The 17,790-nt window shown below is 31.1% G+C and carries 25 protein-coding genes; 8 read left to right on the forward strand and 17 right to left on the reverse strand.

The window, feature by feature from the left end:
• Positions 1-23: 23 nt before the first annotated feature.
• The 5 genes from M1D64_RS08400 to M1D64_RS08420 all read right to left on the reverse strand — a co-directional run bounded on the left by M1D64_RS08400 (position 24) and on the right by M1D64_RS08420 (position 2,671).
• Positions 24-839 (reverse strand): recombinase RecT, encoded by an 816-nt coding sequence (locus M1D64_RS08400; protein WP_069825793.1) that lies wholly within the window; start codon positions 837-839, stop codon positions 24-26.
• 11 nt (positions 840-850) lie between these two features.
• A complete protein-coding gene (locus M1D64_RS08405; RefSeq protein ID WP_241686110.1) occupies positions 851-1,792 on the reverse strand; it encodes a YqaJ viral recombinase family nuclease in 942 nt (313 codons plus the stop codon).
• A 14-nt stretch (positions 1,793-1,806) separates the two neighbouring features.
• Positions 1,807-2,106: a hypothetical protein gene (locus M1D64_RS08410; protein WP_069825792.1), complete on the reverse strand. Its 300-nt coding sequence runs from the start codon at positions 2,104-2,106 to the stop codon at positions 1,807-1,809.
• A gap of 74 nt (positions 2,107-2,180) precedes the next feature.
• Positions 2,181-2,360 (reverse strand): hypothetical protein, encoded by a 180-nt coding sequence (locus M1D64_RS08415; RefSeq protein WP_069825791.1) that lies wholly within the window; start codon positions 2,358-2,360, stop codon positions 2,181-2,183.
• A 5-nt stretch (positions 2,361-2,365) separates the two neighbouring features.
• On the reverse strand, positions 2,366-2,671 hold the full coding sequence (locus tag M1D64_RS08420) for a DUF771 domain-containing protein (protein WP_041080360.1): 306 nt from the start codon (positions 2,669-2,671) through the stop codon (positions 2,366-2,368).
• Positions 2,672-2,872: 201 nt separating this feature from the next.
• Between M1D64_RS08420 and M1D64_RS08425 the strand changes: the two genes are divergently transcribed.
• Entirely contained in the window at positions 2,873-3,241 is a 369-nt protein-coding gene (locus M1D64_RS08425) for a hypothetical protein (protein ID WP_069825790.1), read from the forward strand.
• 367 nt (positions 3,242-3,608) lie between these two features.
• On the opposite strand, the gene M1D64_RS08430 is transcribed toward M1D64_RS08425, so the two are convergent.
• Positions 3,609-3,866: a helix-turn-helix transcriptional regulator gene (locus tag M1D64_RS08430; RefSeq protein ID WP_069825789.1), complete on the reverse strand. Its 258-nt coding sequence runs from the start codon at positions 3,864-3,866 to the stop codon at positions 3,609-3,611.
• A 166-nt stretch (positions 3,867-4,032) separates the two neighbouring features.
• On the opposite strand from M1D64_RS08430, the gene M1D64_RS08435 reads away from it, so the two are divergent.
• From M1D64_RS08435 to M1D64_RS08465, 7 genes are all read left to right on the forward strand, one after another.
• Positions 4,033-4,770, forward strand: a complete 738-nt coding sequence (locus M1D64_RS08435; protein WP_176720834.1) for an XRE family transcriptional regulator — start codon at positions 4,033-4,035, stop codon at positions 4,768-4,770.
• A gap of 32 nt (positions 4,771-4,802) precedes the next feature.
• Positions 4,803-5,426 (forward strand): DUF6037 family protein, encoded by a 624-nt coding sequence (locus M1D64_RS08440; protein WP_069825787.1) that lies wholly within the window; start codon positions 4,803-4,805, stop codon positions 5,424-5,426.
• Positions 5,427-5,445: 19 nt separating this feature from the next.
• Complete coding sequence (locus M1D64_RS08445; protein WP_069825786.1) at positions 5,446-5,964, forward strand: hypothetical protein; 519 nt, start codon at positions 5,446-5,448, stop codon at positions 5,962-5,964.
• 4 nt (positions 5,965-5,968) lie between these two features.
• The gene (locus M1D64_RS08450; protein ID WP_241686683.1) at positions 5,969-6,427 is read left to right on the forward strand and encodes a DUF6978 family protein; all 459 of its coding nucleotides are present in this window, start codon (positions 5,969-5,971) and stop codon (positions 6,425-6,427) included.
• Positions 6,428-6,444: 17 nt separating this feature from the next.
• Entirely contained in the window at positions 6,445-7,221 is a 777-nt protein-coding gene (locus tag M1D64_RS08455; RefSeq protein ID WP_069825785.1) for a DUF1828 domain-containing protein, read from the forward strand.
• A 56-nt stretch (positions 7,222-7,277) separates the two neighbouring features.
• A complete protein-coding gene (locus M1D64_RS08460; RefSeq protein WP_069825784.1) occupies positions 7,278-8,321 on the forward strand; it encodes a tyrosine-type recombinase/integrase in 1,044 nt (347 codons plus the stop codon).
• A gap of 304 nt (positions 8,322-8,625) precedes the next feature.
• Positions 8,626-8,994 (forward strand): hypothetical protein, encoded by a 369-nt coding sequence (locus M1D64_RS08465; RefSeq protein WP_069796293.1) that lies wholly within the window; start codon positions 8,626-8,628, stop codon positions 8,992-8,994.
• Between the two features lie 29 nt (positions 8,995-9,023).
• Here the strand turns inward: M1D64_RS08465 and M1D64_RS08470 are convergent, their stop codons facing one another.
• The 11 genes from M1D64_RS08470 to M1D64_RS08520 all read right to left on the reverse strand — a co-directional run bounded on the left by M1D64_RS08470 (position 9,024) and on the right by M1D64_RS08520 (position 17,785).
• Positions 9,024-9,434: a YolD-like family protein gene (locus M1D64_RS08470; RefSeq protein ID WP_480977439.1), complete on the reverse strand. Its 411-nt coding sequence runs from the start codon at positions 9,432-9,434 to the stop codon at positions 9,024-9,026.
• A 210-nt stretch (positions 9,435-9,644) separates the two neighbouring features.
• Positions 9,645-11,027, reverse strand: coding sequence for an N-acetylmuramoyl-L-alanine amidase (locus tag M1D64_RS08475; RefSeq protein ID WP_480977440.1), 1,383 nt, complete (start codon positions 11,025-11,027; stop codon positions 9,645-9,647).
• Positions 11,028-11,037: 10 nt separating this feature from the next.
• On the reverse strand, positions 11,038-11,325 hold the full coding sequence (locus M1D64_RS08480) for a phage holin (protein WP_480977441.1): 288 nt from the start codon (positions 11,323-11,325) through the stop codon (positions 11,038-11,040).
• Between the two features lie 42 nt (positions 11,326-11,367).
• Positions 11,368-11,505 carry an XkdX family protein gene (locus M1D64_RS08485; RefSeq protein WP_270892774.1) on the reverse strand — a complete coding sequence of 46 codons (138 nt, stop codon included), beginning with the start codon at positions 11,503-11,505 and terminating at the stop codon, positions 11,368-11,370.
• Position 11,506: 1 nt separating this feature from the next.
• Entirely contained in the window at positions 11,507-11,833 is a 327-nt protein-coding gene (locus M1D64_RS08490) for a hypothetical protein (RefSeq protein WP_480977442.1), read from the reverse strand.
• Positions 11,834-11,843: 10 nt separating this feature from the next.
• Positions 11,844-12,947 (reverse strand): BppU family phage baseplate upper protein, encoded by a 1,104-nt coding sequence (locus M1D64_RS08495; protein WP_129334844.1) that lies wholly within the window; start codon positions 12,945-12,947, stop codon positions 11,844-11,846.
• Between the two features lie 43 nt (positions 12,948-12,990).
• Positions 12,991-13,407, reverse strand: coding sequence for a hypothetical protein (locus M1D64_RS08500; protein ID WP_129334843.1), 417 nt, complete (start codon positions 13,405-13,407; stop codon positions 12,991-12,993).
• Positions 13,391-13,813 (reverse strand): hypothetical protein, encoded by a 423-nt coding sequence (locus tag M1D64_RS08505; protein ID WP_480977443.1) that lies wholly within the window; start codon positions 13,811-13,813, stop codon positions 13,391-13,393. Before M1D64_RS08505 ends, M1D64_RS08500 begins: the two co-directional genes overlap by 17 nt.
• A 60-nt stretch (positions 13,814-13,873) precedes the next feature.
• The gene (locus M1D64_RS08510) at positions 13,874-15,781 is read right to left on the reverse strand and encodes a glucosaminidase domain-containing protein (RefSeq protein ID WP_480977444.1); all 1,908 of its coding nucleotides are present in this window, start codon (positions 15,779-15,781) and stop codon (positions 13,874-13,876) included.
• A 59-nt stretch (positions 15,782-15,840) separates the two neighbouring features.
• The gene (locus tag M1D64_RS08515) at positions 15,841-16,464 is read right to left on the reverse strand and encodes a poly-gamma-glutamate hydrolase family protein (RefSeq protein WP_480977445.1); all 624 of its coding nucleotides are present in this window, start codon (positions 16,462-16,464) and stop codon (positions 15,841-15,843) included.
• Between the two features lie 13 nt (positions 16,465-16,477).
• Positions 16,478-17,785: a BppU family phage baseplate upper protein gene (locus M1D64_RS08520; RefSeq protein WP_480977446.1), complete on the reverse strand. Its 1,308-nt coding sequence runs from the start codon at positions 17,783-17,785 to the stop codon at positions 16,478-16,480.
• Between the last annotated feature and the right edge of the window lie 5 nt (positions 17,786-17,790).

Raw genomic sequence — 17,790 nt, forward strand, 5'->3', positions numbered from 1 at the left:
ACAGAGGGAGCTATTTGCTCCCCTTATTCAATTTTATCTTGGTGTTCTATACTTTCATTTTCTTCGACCTCTGAATAATCGGTAACATCGATTACAGTGGACATATCTTTGTCTATCTCTTCCTTAATCGTACTGTCATTTTCAACTGCTTTATTCATTTCAATAGATTTTGGTGCATATTTTAATACTTCTTTGAGTACTGTTTTCTTAGCCATAGCATCATAATTTGTAACCCAAGGAGATGTCCATCCTTTTTGAACAGCCTGGCTAAATGCTTTAGCATGTTTATCTACTCTTTCTCTTGTCCAATAAACAAAGTCATATCCACCATTTTTCAAATGATAAACTGCATAATAACCAATTGGTTCTCCCTCGGGTTCTTGTGAAGGAACATGTATTAAATCTTTGAATAAGCCATATCTATACTCAAACTCATCATTGATATATACTTCATGTGAATAGATTGATTTATATTGGCCACTTCTACTCGCTAAATCAATTAACCCTTTATAGCTCAATTGAAATTGTACTTTACCTCCATAAGGTATTAGATAAGCTTGGCCAAGCCCTGTATTAGGTTCTACACCTAACTGTGATGCTTGCATTAACGCAGCAATAAAACTCATTTGGTCACACTCTAATAATTTAGGGGTATTACTGACTGCAGTCATAGCTATTCGAGCCATTCTGTCTGAATCCATATGCTTAGGTAATGCTCTTTGAATTTCTGGAGCCATTTTCTTCAATAAATGATTTAATTGTGTTTTAGGACTTTGCTCATTTATTCCATTTGCTTTACGCTCAATAACTTTTTGTTTTAACGTTTCATTTGTAGCCATTTACTATCCTCCTAATGATTCAATTCTTTAATTCTAAGTACGCGATATTTTGATTCTTTTGTATATTTTTTTGATAAATCTGGATAATCTTTTTCAAATGATGTTTTATCAAATGATTTTTTATTTTGCATTTTCCAACTAACTTTGAAATTTTTAGACATCCCACGTTCTTCATTGCCTAATGTTGCCTTTATTTCATTTTCATATTTTTGCTTAAGTGTTCTAATTTCTTTTTCTTCTGCTTTTATAGCATTTAATGCTTCAATGGTTGTTTCAATCTCATTGTTTAATATTTTTTCACTACTAAAACTTTCCTTATATTTTTGCTTCAAAAATTCACTTGTAGCATCTGAACCATCCATATCGGGTATCTCATTCTCCGATATATATCGCTCCCAAAAGTCTTTTTCTTTATCTATAATGAGATTAATTAATTCTTCATCACGTTCAATCTCTTTCCATATGAATCTATTACCGCCAATCAACACTGCAATATAAGCCTTTTTATAATCTGTAACTGCTAAATAATGTTGTACTTGAGCTAGATAAGAGCTGGGAATTTCATCATCTTCCCACTTGTCTTTATTGAATTCTGAAGTGGTTTTGCATTCTAATAAAGCTTCTTCGCCAACTACGGAACGATCTATATTTGCGATCATAAAATTATATTTAGGATGTCTGAACATCTTATTAACTCTTCTAACCTTTTTACCTGTACGTTTACTAAACTCTTGAGCAACTACATCTTCTAAGACATTGCCCCAATAGATATATTCATTATCTAAAACTGGTTCTTTAACTTCGCCAATTTTTTCAAAATATAATTGTATTGGAGATTTCCATTTATTAACACCAAGAATAGTACCTACATCAGAACCACCTATTCCAGTTTTCCGAACATTCAACCAATCTTTATGAGACATATCTTTTGTATTAATTGAACTTCTACTCAAGTTAATAACACCTCCTATTTGTTCATAGTATTTATTAGTTCATCTAGCGAATTTAATAATTGGAATTTTTTTAATGCTTCTAAAGCTTTGCTTTCAGAGACAATAAACTTATCCATATAATCAGGCGCAATTAAACTGTCTCCCCAAAAGTCTTTTTCGTCATCTTCTGTACTAATAATTACTTGAAGATTTAATCCTGCATTAACTTCACTTCTTTTACTAAGTTCTATGATAGCTTTTTGTAATTTTATAGTGTGTTTTTTTATATATTGTTTTAGTTCACTATTCGTTTTATCTGATAAATTTACAGCCATTCTTGACGGCCTCCTTTTATTTTTGTATATTTAAGTTGTATATTTTTGTATCTGACTGTTTGCAATTGTCGTTGCTAACAGTCTTTTTTTATTGCTATATCGTAAAACCATTTTGCTAAACCGCCACTTATTATTCCAAAAGCTATACCCAATACAATGCTCAGATGAAAATCTTCTGAAAATAACAAAGTATAAAATGATATTGCAATCCAAACCATCACTCCAATATAAAAAGCAAAATCAGTTTTGCTCATACTATTCACCTCCTTCTAAAAATCTCTTTCCAATTTTCTTGAATAAATTGATACATTTTAGGGCCATTAAATCTCCATTGATTAAAATCACGATTGGGTTCATGTACAATATCCAATTCAATTAATTTCCTTTTGAATTTAGGCCTGTCTAACAACCTATCTTTAATAACTTCATCTGATTTAATCTTTAAATTTTCTTTTAAATCATCCATAGTCCATACTGCTTTTTGTTGATTCATAATAAGTTGATCGTGTTCATCTTTTGTAATGACTACATATTGCTCTGGTATTGTGACTGTTAATTGTGTCATGTAATCACTCCTTCCAAATTTACGTTGTGCTATACTATTTTTATCGGTACTGCGAAAAAAGGTGGTGTTTTAAGTGCATTACATTAATCCATTAAAAAATGTTAGGGCAATAATTAACAAGAATTATAAGCACCTTAAAGGGTACTCAATACTTAATAAATAAATCGTTTAGTAATACACAATATGTAATAAAATCTGTTAATGAACTTAACAATTTATACAGAAAAAACACTTTTAGAGATTGGTAATGCTGGTACTTTAAACCTAAAAATATCAGGTATAACTACAGTTCCTAATTTCAAAAATTTTCGAAGTAGTCTATTTTCTAATGATTCTATGAATAGTTTTAAAGAACTTGTGGATATTGACTTTGATACTATTGATAAAACTATTGAAATCATGAGATATGAGTATGTCAAAAACTCTCTTTTTAACACTAAACCTATTAAAGTTATCAATTGGGAACCTGTTGTTTTTAAACCAGATAAAGAGATAACAAATATAAATACCTATAATATCGATAATGATGCGAATACTAACAAAAAATACATGAAGCCACTCCTAAACTAGAATTGTTTTTATTAGGTGCCTTGTCTGATAATTTAGTCGATTCAATAACTCCTCTAGTTGAGTTTTTATCTGTTCAAATGTTGCCCTTTTTCCCAGAAAATATAAGACCATTTTGTTTCTGGTTAATTGTATTTGTCGATATTTCAAATCATAAAAATACTGATAATTAAATCATTAGAGACTATTTCCTCAGGCTACTCACTACCATGTTTAATTTGATGGTTAAATTAACTCAATTTATCAAAATATCTTTATAAAAAAGTAGCAAAAATTTTGTTATTCTGGATTTAATTAATACCATCTAAAGCCTTTTTAGTCACAATTGCAGTTGTAATTAAAAGGGCTATTTTTAATACTTTGCTTTTCACTAGCTCTCCACTCCTATGACTCTTTTCACGGTTAAACCGTGATTAACGTTAAAAAAAATAATTTCATTATAATTAACGTCAAATAAACTTTCAATGTCAGAAATTTGCTTAGCATTGGGAAAAGATTTTTGGTTTTCCCATTTATTCCACGTACTTTCAGATATACCTAGACTTATTGCTGTTTCTTTTTGAGTCAATTCTAATTTGGCTCTCAACATTTTCAAAGTATACCTAGCTTCCGTATTTACATTCTTCATTTTTATCACCTCCAAAATTTATAACTAGGTACACTTATAATTTATCACGGTTTTACCGTGATATCAAGTGTAAATTTTTCTTTTTTATTTTCAACTTTACTTTTTTATGGTTTAACCGTAAAATATTATCTAAGAGGTGAGCCAAATGCTAGGCAATAAGGAAATAATGGCAAATAACATAAAGTATTATATGAACAAATTTGATATAGATAGAAATAAACTATGTTCAGATCTAAATTTAAAATATATGACAGTTTCTGATTGGATTAATGCAAAAACTTATCCACGTATCGATAAAATTGAATTACTGGCTCATTATTTTGGTATAAATAAAGCAGATTTAGTTGAAGTAAACTCTGATTCTAAAAATGACATCACAACAATTTACAACCAGCTCACATCTCTTAATCAAAAGAAGGTATTTACTTATGCTGAGCATCAACTAGCTACCCAACAAGAAAACACAGTAAATGAAGATACTTTTAATGTAACTAATATATATAATCATAAAAAGGAAAATATAGAAGCTGAAGAAAATATAATCCCCTTCCCTATATACGGAGCCACAGGTGCTGGTTTAGGTGAAGAAATATATGATGATGTTTTATATGAAGAGATTAATATCAATGTAAATGATCTACCTAAAGATGCTGAATTTGGGATATTAGTTAATGGTGATTCTATGGAGCCAATGTTTGATAAAGGGAGCTATGCTTTCGTTAGCAAGCAAAATCAAGTACTTAACAATACGATTGCCTTGGTTGTATTAAATAATGCAGCATTGATAAAGAAAGTTGTATTTAATGATAAGACTGTGAAGTTGGTATCTATTAATCCTTACTATGACGACATCTATGTAAGAGATAATGACAACTTCAGAGTTGTTGGGAGAATTGTTATGTAGAATTCTATTTTGTACACAAGGAGTAGATAACCATGAGCAACTTACATTTACCTAATATGCAATTAATATTCGACGATATGAGGGATAAAGATTATATTATCGATTCATTTAAATTCAAGTACAAAGATGAAAATTATTTAGTCTTTATTCGTAGATTTAAAGGTGAATTTATTAAAAGAATAAATAAATATGCAAAGGTACAATTAACATTTTATAAAGAGTCAATCATCAAAGATTCTTTGATAGTTGAAGCACATAATAACGGTTTAATTATAGATGATTACAATATTATATATACTTTTTTTGGCATAAAATCATCTAGTTTTGGTAAAGGGCTATTTCCTTTTTATGAGAGTCTTAATAAAGCGATTCCTACTGAAGCAAATCTAAACTCAAGTAAAGAAAAAAATATTTCTTTAGCAAAGGAACTTTATAAAGATGACGTCAATGAAATGGATAAAATTTATTGTATAGGAGTAACTCGATTACCAAAAGGTTGGAAAAGATCAGAGAGAAGAAATGAAAAAGCAAAAAGATTAAGACCTGCCCTTTATGAGTTTTTTGATGACCCAAGTATTACTTTTAACTTTTCACCTCATGATTGGAAAGAAAAATCTGATGAACAAATCATTAAGGATGCTGCTGATAGACTTTAATATAAAGGAGATAGTTGGAATGGAAAATTTAACATTTAAGGAATCGTATACTGAAGGAAATATCATTAAAGATTTGAATAAAGAAGACAAAAAGAAATGGAAAAATTTTAATATTGTCACAAAGAAAAGACTTATTCATTTATTTAAAACTGATAAAGAGACTTTTAAAAAGGAGTTAGAATTCTCTTTATCCGATAGTAGTTCTACAAATCTAAATCCTGATAAAGTTCTTTCAGATAATGAAAAAGAAAAGTTAATTAACTTCTTTGCAACACAAGGTATTTATTATCCGAGCCAAACTACTTTAAATGCTTTTAGTAAACAAAATATTATGGCTAATTTCGATAAATTTTATCACGCTTTTGGTACGTTTACATTAAATATGGAAAAACAAGCAACTTATAATTATTATCAAACACAGCAAAACCAAAATTTTATTCAAATTGCACAAAATGATACTATAATTAAGCAACAAGAAAAAATTGTTGAACAGAATGATGAAATTATCAAATTGCTTAAAATTATTTCAGAAAAGTGATGGAGTGATAATATTGGACAAAAATGTATTTGATAATTTAATGAAAAAAATAAAAGTATTTGAAAAGAAATTTAGTACTTTACCAATCGCTGGCGAACAAGCTAAACATAAGTTAATCCATGTAATTGACCACGAGGAAAAATTCACTTTAATCATCAATCGGAAAGGTCATAGAAATAGAAACAATCTCACGTTAATTATCAATAGTAGTACTTATAAATCAAGTATGGTAAGATTTGATGTTAATGGTTCTGATCATGAAAACCCTCCTGATTTTAAAGTGATTCCAACACCACACCTACATATTTTTACTGATGAATATGATAACGGAAGAATTGCGGTTCCATTAAATGAGATTACTGATATAATATTGGTAAATGAAATTATAGATTCACTAGAATTTTTTATGGATTATACGAATATAAAGCGTGATTCACTTGTTCTAAATGATACTTTACTTTAGAGAAGGGAGTAATTTTCATGGAAATCATTGAAAAAAAAATGGATGAATATTTTAAATGGCTGAAAGAAAAATATAAATACAAAAAACTAGATGATTCCATGGAGATTACTACACCATTTAAGAATCATCTAAACGATTACATTAGAATATATATGGATGTAAATACTAATAATAAAATTAGACTTTCAGACGATGGTTTAACCCTTAATGAATTAGATATATATGGAATTGATGTTAAAACTAAAACTAGGCAGATGATAATTACTACAACATTAAATCAATTTAATTTAAAACTTGTAAATGATGAAATTGTAACAGATGCTGCTTTTGAAAATTTTGCACAAGCTAAGCATAATATACTTCAAGGTATCTTAAAAGTGTATGATTTAACTATGACGATTAAAACTAATATATCTAATCTTTTTTATGAAGAGGTTTATGATTTCTTATATGAAGAAGAAATTGGCGGTTCTGATAAAGTTAGTGTAGCTGGTGAATCTGGTATTAATTATACAATTGATTATATTCTTCCTCCCTCAAAATCTAAATCTGAAATACTAATCAATTTTGCAAATAACTTAGATTTCAATAAAATCACTTCAAATTCTTTTACTTATAGAGATGTTAAAAATAACAGACCTAATAGAAATAGACTACAACCTAAAATGAAAGTTATAGCAAATGATGAAGAAAACACTATCCCAAATAAAGTCCTTCAGGCAGCAGAGTACGAAGGGATAGATATATTACCTTGGTCTGATAAACAAAAAATACTAAATAGTTTAAAACGTTAATATAGGGCAGTTCAAACTGCCCTATATATTTTTATATTTTTTAGGAGGTACAGCTTATGAAAACACAACAATATGATAAAAAACTAAAAAAGTGGATGTATGACTTTGTATATGAAGGAAAACGCTATAGAAAAAAAGGATTTAAAACAAAACGTGAAGCTGAGTATGCAGGAAATGAAAAATTTAATGAATTATCTAATGGATTATATCTTGATAATGATTTATCATTTTATGATTACTTTAAGAATTGGTGTGAGACATTCAAACAGCCTAATGTAACACCAAAAACCTACAAATCCTATAAAGCAGCAATCAAACATGTAGGAGAACATTCATTTTCACAGACAAGCCTTAAATCATTAACACGAAATATGTATCAACAATTTATAAATGAATTTTCTAAAACACACTCAAAAGAAACAATAAGAAAACTAAATGGATATATCAGATCATCATTAGACGATGCTGTTTATGAAGGACTATTACCTAAGAATATTACTTACAAGGTTACATTTAAAGGATCTAACCCCCCAAAAGATGAACAAAGCAAGTATATTAACCTAGTAGAATACGAAACACTTAAAAAATATTTCAAATCACAAAATAATCGTTCATCCCTCGCTCTATTTATAATGATTTGTACAGGCTGTCGAATAAGTGGTGTTTTAAATATGAAGTATGAATACATTAACCAAGTAAAAAATGAATTATTTATAGATGAACGTAAAAATGATGTATCACCTCGTACTTTAACTATAGCTAAAGATGATATGAGACACATTACTGGTATGATTGAAAAACTCAAACTAAATACCAAAGGATTACTATTTAATTCTTTTGGTACTATACTTACTATTAACGCTGTTAACAAGCAACTAAAACAGGCTTGTAAGTTACATGGTATTAAACAGATTACTTCACATGCATTAAGACATACGCATTGCTCTTATCTCCTCGCAAATGATGTATCGATTTATTATATTTCAAAAAGGCTTGGCCATAAAAATATTTCTGTTACTACTGAAATCTATTCCCATTTGTTAGAAGAAAAATATCTTGAAGAAAATAACAAAGCAATTGAAGTTTTATCAGCAATGTAAAAATATATTTCTCGGTGCCATGCCAGTGCCATAAAATTTTGTTTTCTATTGTATCGCATTGTAGACAAAATAAAAGAAACCCCGTAACGACGGGGTTTCTAAGTTTGAAATGTGCGCTATTCAACGCTATTAGTGTCCTGGGAGGGATTCTTAAAAGCCTTTAAATATAGTAATCACAAGATTTTTGTGACCGGTTTGTGACTATTTATAACGATAATTTTAATACTAATTCCTTCATTAAATTGGTATAGTTAATATAATGAGTAGTTGCATACTATTCGAATAAAATTTGGGAGGTATTTTTATGCAATTGAAATTAACGTTTGAAAAATTAATGAATGGTGATAGTGATATTGCAAAGTATTATAAAAATGCAAATGATTTATGGGAAAAAATTTGGAATAACCCTAAAAGCCAAAATGTAGATGATTTAGCTCAATTAATTGGGTCATACCAGTATTATTTTGAAGAAAATTGTGGTGGTGTATATTTAGGCAAAGAAATAATGGGTTGGTCTGGATATGTCTACCTTCTTAAATCTGATTCTGATGATTTATTGATTAATAATAGAATTGATGCTTTAAAAGAGGCTATTAATAAATCATTCCTTAGCTCAGAAATATATTATGATTCTGATCAAGCAATTAAATTATTTGGTTTAAACGAAGAATAATTAATACCCACCTATTCATTTAGGTGGGTTTATTTTATCTCCAATATGTCTTTTAAATTCAACACACTCATTCCAGTATCTTCATACATGTGTAGTGTTTTCGTATGCACATCTACTTTATGAATGTAACCTACTTTCGTTTTAATATATCCATTTTCGAAGTAACGCATTTCAATTGATGGGTCGTTGTACATTTTGAAAATCAATGTGTTATTAAGCTCATTCAATTGATCGTCGTCTAATATCGGTTTTTCAATCTTGTTTTGGTCTTGTATGTATTGTTCTAGTTGCTCATATTGTTCGGGGAGGGTCTTGAACGCCTGCCACTTAACAATTCCACGACCTTCTGGTATACGTGGATTAAGATACTCTCTAGGTATCTCTCTATAGTCAGTTGTATATTTATATTCATCAGGTACATCTGGATTAATTGGTTTCATATAATCACCTCATGAATATAATAGAACACTTGTTCTTATATGTAAATAAAAAAATAACCACCCAGTGACATGTGTGGGTGGTGGATATAAAAATTTGAGAAAGGACTTATACATGTAAATAAATTATAACATAAAAAATAGGGCAAGCACTTGGCCGTGCCTACCCTGTAATATAATCTCGTGGAAGAGACTAATTTCAATTCTATCATATTATTTATATTTAATCTTACCAAATAACTTTTTCTCTTTTTTGAGTCGTTCTTTTTTATCAGTAATTTTACAAATTGCCATATAGAAATAACCAGCCTTTGGATTAGTTGGATATTTAAATTTAATCCACCAATAACCGTCCTTCTTAGTCACACTTACAAAATCTACCCATTGATTTTTATAAATCCAAGAACCTTTGTCAACAATTGCACCACTTAATCCAGGTTTACGTCTAACTTTAATAGTGGTATTTGCAGTAAACCTACCTTTCCAGTTCCAAGTAATTTGTTTTTTACCAGCACTTGTACCACCAATAGGTTTACCATTAATCGCACCAGCAAGTTCTTTACTAAACTTGTCATAGTTCTTTTTAAGGTAGTCCATATCTTTTTTATTAGTTATGAATCCCATTTCTACTAATCTATAGTTAATGTTTAATCTACCTGATACATTTGCATTAAGTAAATCATTACGTGGGTCAATAGCTCTGATTGTACCTACAGTAGCTTTTAAACAGTTATTTATATCTTTATCAATCTTATCCGCCGGCCATTGATTAGATATGATAACATGTCCACCTGTTGCACTTGCGCCTGCCGCATCAAGGTGTAACTCTACTACTACATCATATTTCTGATTGTGTACCCAATACATACCGTAATTCTTTGTATCTCCCAAACGTTCACCGTAAGCCGTATCAGTATATAAATTTTGGTCTTGCTTGCTTCCACCGTATAAATCAACAGTGTGACCAGCTTGTTTTAGATATTTTTGTACGTTAGGTGCAATGTATTTACGAATGAAATCACGTTCGTTTGTACCGTTACCAACTGCTCCAACATCTGCATATCCATGACCACTAGCGATTAGAATTTTCTTACCTTTTGCTTTAGCTTTTGTTGTAGTCGTTACTTTATCTTTAACTTTCTCAACCACAGTTGCTTTTGCTTTGTATAATGGTCTTATGAAATACATAGGGTTGTCGTAATAATGAGTAATTAATTGTGCGACTTCTCTAGGATTACTTTGTGCACCACCGTACCAATTTTGATCTAGTGATACAAAACTATTGATGTTTGCAGACCATACAATTGCAACGTGACCAGCACCACCGCCATAACCACTATGAAATACGACAATATCTCCCTTCTGTGGAAGAAAAGATGGCGTATTCTCATACACAGTTGCAAGTCCACTGAAGTTATTTTTAAAAGGTATATCTTTAGCATAATACCCATCTAATCTACCACCGGTTAAATAGTTCCAATATTTATTAGCTAAGTCAAAACACTGTGCTCCAAATGCTCCGTCAAAGTCCCACCAGTAACCTTTAAGCGTATTTAAATAAGCTATTGCTTGTGATTTAGTTTTATTTACAGTCATTTAATCCCTCCTATATTTGTCCGTCTTTATCTGCGTCAAAATCGCTAGGTGCCATACCATTAGTCGGTTGTTTCTTTTCGTACTTCAATTCTTTTAATTTATCGTTAGCTTGTTTACCTTCTTTAGTTATTGGGTTATCTTTATAAGCTGTGTATGCTCCAATAATCCACACAACGATATCGCTTAATAATTGGTCGTCACTAGGAATAGGACTAATACCATGTTTTGTAAGTTGTTGATTTATTAAAGCTAAAATTAAAGCTAGAATCCTAACTGCAGTTCCTTTTGTAATATTCATTTAAAAACCTCCATAATAAAAAGCCACCCCGTTAGGAGTGACTTATTTATATTCTTCGCCAGTCATTTGTTTGTATTGTTCTTCTGTTAGTACGCCGTATTGAACATAAGTTTTAATATCATCATTTGAATAAGCATTCACATCGTAAAAATATTTAATATCTTCGTAACTTGGCCACATATTAATTACCACCCTTTAATTTTGTTATTTCCATCATCATTTGTGCATTTTGTTTTTGTAACTGTAATTGTGCGATATTTGACTTCATTAACTGCATTTGAAGATTTGCCGCAACTTTTTCTAATGGGTCTGGATCTTTAGGCGTAGGCGTTTCTTGATTAGATAACCATTCTTGGTATGACGTACCAACCCATTGGTTACCGTCAAAATGAATAGGTTGATATAACCCATTAGGTGGTTGAATATCTGTGTAAATATCAGAATTAAATTCATCGCCTTCTATTAAACTAGGTCTTCCATCTTCTTTTTTAAATATTTGTTTATACATATTATCCTCCTTATGCAACCCACATAGTATCTAATATAAATGTTTTGGTGGTTGTTATTGACCCTTGACCTTTTAAATCTCCATTAAAAGAAATTGTAAAAGTAAGTTTTTCATTAGTATTCCTATCAAATGCTACAGAATAAAATGTTTTTAATTGTATAGCATATTCTTTTGGAATTTGGCTAAATGTAACGTTATTAGATAGGTTTGTAATCATACCGACAAGTCTTACTATCGTTATACCTCCGATTTTTATAACTTTATATGAAGGTTTAATGGAATTGTTATAAGTATCGGCAGTAACTCCGTTTAATAACGGTAGTTCAATCCATCCACTATCACTAACAAGAACACCATTATCACCTTTTGGACCTTTTAAAGCGTCTAATTGTGATTGAGTGAAGTCTGTGTATTTGAATGGGTCGCCTTTAGGTCCTTTTAAATTATTTAATTGCTCTGTTGTAAAATCAGTGTATTTAAAAGGTTCACCCTTTTCTCCAGGTTCTCCGCGTATACCTTGCTTGCCTTCTACACCATTTACTCCATCTTTACCAGGCATACCACGCTCTCCCTGTGGTCCTTTGAATTGTTCTGAATTTTCCGATATATAATTTTGTAAATCAGTTGTTAGTTCAGTTTTGAAACCACTATCTAATAATACAGTTAAATCATCACTCATAATTCTTCGCACTGTATCTTCAACTAAATTCACACTTATTTCTTTTTGTACTTTGCCTTCAACACCACTATCTACAATATTAAAACTAAAGTTAGCTGCATGTATTTTTTCATTGTCTGATACAAGAAATAATTTAGCATTAACTAAACCGCTGTGCTTTATAACTTCATCACTCACGTTATATTGTACTAACCCTTTTTCACTTGTAATTATTTCTAAAGGTTCATCTATAAATATGGAACCATCTGCTAAAAACAAATCTAATTTAGGAATTAAGTTAACTGTTTTTAAATTAATTGGGCTATTGTTCCAATTTAAGAAAATTCTTATTGAAGCTGTACCTACATCTTCTGTATAAAACTTAACACCTATATTTCCTATATCTATATTTGAAACATTTATATTAGTATTTACATCTTTACTTTTATATATCATTTATACACCCCATTAAAATTAAAAGCCGACGTTACACGCCGACTTAAAAAAATACTTGTGCAAATCCAATTGCTGCAACTATTACACTTACAACAGCACCTACAATAATACCAGTAAGTTGTAGATTACCTTGTTGCTTTGATGCTATTAACCCTTCAAAACCTTTGATTTTATCACTATGATTTTGAACTTTATATTTTATATCTACAAAATCATCAGCAAGTTTATCCATGACATCTTCTAATTTAGCGGCATGTCCTTCTTGTTTTTCTAAATTCTTTTCTTGTCTTTCTAATGAATCTAATTGTCGTTGTGCGATATCTGTTTGTCTTTCTATTCTATTACTCAAATCTGAAATTTTACTATTGTATTCAATTTTATCCATATTGATTCGCTCATATATCTTGCCGTTACTATCGATCCATTCCGAACGTAGAACGTATTTACTTTCTTCTTCCATATATGTCTGCCCCTCCAATAAATGCAAGAAGTCCACAAACAACAGTGATTATTGAAAACTGCGCTGTGGCTAACCAATTAATCGAATGGTAAATACTCGCACTTGTCATTAAAAAATACAAAATTGCAGAACCTAGACCACCGATCACTAACAAATAATTACAGACGTTATTGATTTTTTGCTTTGGAATAAAGAAGGCACTCGTCATCAAAACCAAACTGAAAAACATAGCAACAATTCCCCAAACCCATATTGGCATAATTTGATGTAGCGCTAAATAGAACAGGCTATCACTCAACACTGTTTCTTGTTCTTTCGACCAGAAAAAGCCTCGTCCAAACATATAGGTTCCCCATCCAAATATAAGTACAAATACCAACATTTCAATAAATTCTAACTTCTTCATTTACACACCTACCTTCCATTAAAATAGGGTTAACCACTGGCAGCGATCAACCCCGATTTATTATCTATATCTATCTCTCAAGAAGTACAGACCTCTCAACCCTATTTTTCTATATAAATCATACATTGTACTAGCTTGATGTTGCGCCCAACGTACATCAGTTGCATATTGATGTGTACCTGGATGTGTAGGATTCCAACGCATACGGTAAAGCGTCTGCTGTCCTTTAGATATATAATCTTGTCTTACAAACTTAGCCCCACCAATGATACCTTTAGACGGTGTAGTCCAACCTCTGTTTTTGGCAAATGCTATAGCATTATTAGGGTTAGCATCAAATGCGCCAATACCGAAGTAGTTATACATACCATAACGTCCACTCGCATAATTTGAAGTTCCATATCCACTTTCTAAGAAAGCGTGCGCAATCAAATAAATTTCGTTTAAATTGTATTTCTTACACGCATAGGCTACTGCTTTACCTTGACCCGACAATGTACCTTTCCCTCGTAATATATCATTCAATTTAGAAACTGAAATACCTTGATACTTGCCTAAATTTAACATTTGATATTTCTGTCTTGAACTGTTCCATATCTCCAGTGAATTCATAGCTTTTAATGTAGCACCTCTTGATGCGCTATACCAACCGTTGCCGTAGTTAATTTGTGGATTCGTTCTCATCTGAATATTAACCGCCGAATTAAACGAATATTTACTATGAACAACCGTTGTTTTAGGTGTTCTTGTTGCTTTGCTTGAACTTGAACTTGAAGAACTACTTGATTTAGCAGTTGAAGAATTAATGTTACCGTTGTTTTTATTCTTAACCTCAACTTTAATTTTAGATGTTTTAACAGAACTTTTAGCTATTGAACTAAGAAGTTCGTTGCGCTTGTTATATAATCCGATTAAAGCCTTTTGTAGGGTGTTATATGCAGAAGATTTAGGCATACCATTAACAACCATATCCCAACTAGCATGTTCGTACAAAGAACGCCAAATTTGCGGGTCTATTTTGATTCTCGAACGTTTTATAGGTATTTTATATTCTTTCATTCTTCTAACACCTAAAATTATGGCGTGAATCTCATTTAATATAAAATCATTTTTACTCGCACTGAAATCTTCACACACTTCAATTACAATATTGCCAGGATCACTAGGAACATCAAATATAATACGTCTAGGCATCCATATATGGTTTCTATCAATAAAGAAATGTGGATATTCTCTATCACTCATATATTTTTTTCTGTCGTTATATAAATCTTCGACCGAACTCATTGTATTAGCATTCTTAACAGTTATACCCTTAGGTTGCCCTGCCATCCGATCGCCTGTAACTATAAAATGATAAATATATGAAGGATAGGTTGGTTCAAAATCACTACTTGAAACAGTGATTTCTTTAACGGTTTTCCATACTTTTTTTGTAGTTGGCTCTTTATCTTCTTTTTCAGTTGGTTTAGGTGATTTACTAGATCCGCTAGGGTTAGTTTTAGTTTTCTTCTCTGCTTTATAGGGCGGACGTACAAAGTACATTTGGCCTAATTCATTGTAGCCATGTTTAATTTTTGCAGAAGGCGACCCACTATAAGCGCTCGAATTAATCCAGTTTTGATCAACACTATAAAAATAAGATTTGGTACTTGGTCCAATGACTATAGCGGTATGCCCGAATTGTCCTCCAGTCCATACAGCTATATCTCCTGGACGTGGAATAAAACTGGCAGTATTTTTATATATTTTAAATGACCTACTAGGGTAATTATCACGTCTTGCCATTGCATTAGCATTACCCCATGTTCTGAATCCCCAATATCTATTAAACAAATAGTTCGGAAGATCCCAACACTGATTCCCAAATCTACCATCTACATCAATTCTCCTATGACCTGCTGCAAGCCATTTAGCCCAGTCTACAACGTCACTAGCTCTTGGTTTCCCAGAAGTTGGTAAGCCCATATATGCACCTCATTCCTTGCGAAATAAAAAGCCGACCCATAAATGAGTCGACCTTTGTTTTATTTAACATCTTGGAGTGCCTTGCAAATCGCATTAGCGTATTCGTACATTGATTCACTCCAGTTGTTTCTGCTTTCTCTATTCTTTTTACTGAAATCACTGCCTTCGAATAAAGCTTTTCGTAGTGAAGTAGATAATTCTAGTTGAACACCTACACCACGTTTATTTTTATTTGTAATATTAGTTTCTTTAGATGCACTAATTCGAGTAGGTGCTATTTCAACGCAAAACCCTTTTTCTTTTAAATATTGTGTAATTAATGTAACTAACTGTTTATCATTGCCTCCAACAAACGTGTTTTTTTCTGTACCTGAATAACCATGTATCGCAATAGTTTTATCAGCGTTTTGATTGAGCGTTAGTAACAACGGGTTGTCGTAATTTGTAGATGTTACATGTAGTTGGGTGTTACCAGATGCTTTTAAACCTTTAAAGCTAAAATAATTTGAATTAGATAGTTCAGATGTTAGTAAAGCGAGTTCTGTCGTACCCGCCTCAATACCTCCACCATGAATTGCAGTTATTAGTGTGTCTGAATTTCTATAACCCACTTCAAACATATAATCACTTGTTTTATCATGTTTGCGAATAAGTTCCGTCATTGATTTATAAGTGTCAGCCATTATTTACGCCCCTTTATAATGTTTCGTTATCGTCTGGTTGAGAATTTTCTACTTCTTCAGAAGATTCTTCTTCATCACTATTACTAGGTATTGTTTCGCTATCGTCTGGTTCAAAATTTTCTAATTCTTCAAAATCTTCTTCTTCATCACTCTTACTAGGTATTGTTAAACCATTTGTGATTTCGCGCCATTGACCCCAACCAGTTGTGCTACCCATTTTGTTGCGTGAGTAAATAACGTGTCGGTTAAAAGGCATAAACAACACTTTGATATACGTTGAACTTCTTGCAATAACTTGCATATACCCATTTTGACTATCTTCATCTGGCGAATTAATCGGCTGATAAATATAGAACCAACCACTTGTAGTAATTCCAGTCATAGATTCCATATCTAAATTATCTATACGTGAAACATATCCGCTGTCATCAGTTAAGCTGTACTTACTTGATAATACTTCGTTAACTTTTTCTGTAACCTTTTGTTCTAACAATACGTTGAATTCATCTTGTGTAGTTATATCTGTAGGTATTTCTGATTTATCGGCTTTGTTATTAGTAATGTTCACAAATTGTTCATTTGTCGTATAATCTGCTAACTTAGCAATTAATTCATCTTCGGTAATTACATTGGCAGTGCCTTCTTCAAGCTCTTTTAACGTATCTTGTACTTTTTGATCGATGTCATTCACTTTATCAGTAATTTCAACTTGCGTACGTGATGTTAAATCTTTTAAATCAACAGTCATATCATCAATCTGTTGCTTTAATGTTGTCATTTGAGCTTCTGCATAATCACGAAATTCTTCTTTAACATCTTCGATAGTCGTTAAAGTTTCCATTGCACTTTTCATTTTTTCTTTGAAATTATCAATCAAATCATCTACTTCACGAATGTATGAAATCTTAATATCTCCATCAATTTGATTAATCAGTGCATCTTTAACTCTAAATCTGAATTCGTTTAAAACTACGGTGTCTGCCTTACCAATTGCTTTAATATATAGTTGCCCTGTTACCCAATTATCAGTAGATGCTTTAAGAAAATTGTTATCTAAAATAATTCTAATGATACCGTTAATTGGATCTACATATTCAACGTCTACTTTTCCTGTAGTGCTACCGTTATCAGCAATGAAGTAACCATAAATATTTGTGTTTGTTGAACTTATTGATAATGGATAATCCTCACGCTTTACTTGGAATTGCAAAACACCTGTATTTTCATCCATATTATAAAAACCAATACCTTGATCGGATATTGGTTTTAAATAAGGTTCATCTTTTACGATAAGTTTTGCTACTTTTTGCATACCGTCCATCATAG

Source organism: Staphylococcus sp. Z5-21, from assembly GCF_056529615.1.

Bases quoted from the DNA above. Each gene is read 5' to 3' on its own strand.
- M1D64_RS08420 (WP_041080360.1), bottom strand. From the start codon at position 2,671: ATGACACAATTAACAGTCACAATACCAGAGCAATATGTAGTCATTACA.
- M1D64_RS08400 (WP_069825793.1), bottom strand. From the start codon at position 839: ATGGCTACAAATGAAACGTTAAAACAAAAAGTTATTGAGCGTAAAGCA.
- M1D64_RS08495 (WP_129334844.1), bottom strand. From the start codon at position 12,947: ATGATATATAAAAGTAAAGATGTAAATACTAATATAAATGTTTCAAAT.
- M1D64_RS08505 (WP_480977443.1), bottom strand. From the start codon at position 13,813: ATGAAGAAGTTAGAATTTATTGAAATGTTGGTATTTGTACTTATATTT.
- M1D64_RS08485 (WP_270892774.1), bottom strand. From the start codon at position 11,505: ATGTGGCCAAGTTACGAAGATATTAAATATTTTTACGATGTGAATGCT.
- M1D64_RS08410 (WP_069825792.1), bottom strand. From the start codon at position 2,106: ATGGCTGTAAATTTATCAGATAAAACGAATAGTGAACTAAAACAATAT.
- M1D64_RS08470 (WP_480977439.1), bottom strand. From the start codon at position 9,434: ATGAAACCAATTAATCCAGATGTACCTGATGAATATAAATATACAACT.
- M1D64_RS08455 (WP_069825785.1), top strand. From the start codon at position 6,445: ATGGAAATCATTGAAAAAAAAATGGATGAATATTTTAAATGGCTGAAA.
- M1D64_RS08475 (WP_480977440.1), bottom strand. From the start codon at position 11,027: ATGACTGTAAATAAAACTAAATCACAAGCAATAGCTTATTTAAATACG.
- M1D64_RS08430 (WP_069825789.1), bottom strand. From the start codon at position 3,866: ATGAAGAATGTAAATACGGAAGCTAGGTATACTTTGAAAATGTTGAGA.
- M1D64_RS08500 (WP_129334843.1), bottom strand. From the start codon at position 13,407: ATGGAAGAAGAAAGTAAATACGTTCTACGTTCGGAATGGATCGATAGT.
- M1D64_RS08515 (WP_480977445.1), bottom strand. From the start codon at position 16,464: ATGGCTGACACTTATAAATCAATGACGGAACTTATTCGCAAACATGAT.
- M1D64_RS08465 (WP_069796293.1), top strand. From the start codon at position 8,626: ATGCAATTGAAATTAACGTTTGAAAAATTAATGAATGGTGATAGTGAT.
- M1D64_RS08490 (WP_480977442.1), bottom strand. From the start codon at position 11,833: ATGTATAAACAAATATTTAAAAAAGAAGATGGAAGACCTAGTTTAATA.
- M1D64_RS08480 (WP_480977441.1), bottom strand. From the start codon at position 11,325: ATGAATATTACAAAAGGAACTGCAGTTAGGATTCTAGCTTTAATTTTA.
- M1D64_RS08445 (WP_069825786.1), top strand. From the start codon at position 5,446: ATGGAAAATTTAACATTTAAGGAATCGTATACTGAAGGAAATATCATT.
- M1D64_RS08415 (WP_069825791.1), bottom strand. From the start codon at position 2,360: ATGAGCAAAACTGATTTTGCTTTTTATATTGGAGTGATGGTTTGGATT.
- M1D64_RS08435 (WP_176720834.1), top strand. From the start codon at position 4,033: ATGGCAAATAACATAAAGTATTATATGAACAAATTTGATATAGATAGA.
- M1D64_RS08460 (WP_069825784.1), top strand. From the start codon at position 7,278: ATGAAAACACAACAATATGATAAAAAACTAAAAAAGTGGATGTATGAC.
- M1D64_RS08510 (WP_480977444.1), bottom strand. From the start codon at position 15,781: ATGGGCTTACCAACTTCTGGGAAACCAAGAGCTAGTGACGTTGTAGAC.
- M1D64_RS08520 (WP_480977446.1), bottom strand. From the start codon at position 17,785: ATGGACGGTATGCAAAAAGTAGCAAAACTTATCGTAAAAGATGAACCT.
- M1D64_RS08425 (WP_069825790.1), top strand. From the start codon at position 2,873: ATGAACTTAACAATTTATACAGAAAAAACACTTTTAGAGATTGGTAAT.
- M1D64_RS08440 (WP_069825787.1), top strand. From the start codon at position 4,803: ATGAGCAACTTACATTTACCTAATATGCAATTAATATTCGACGATATG.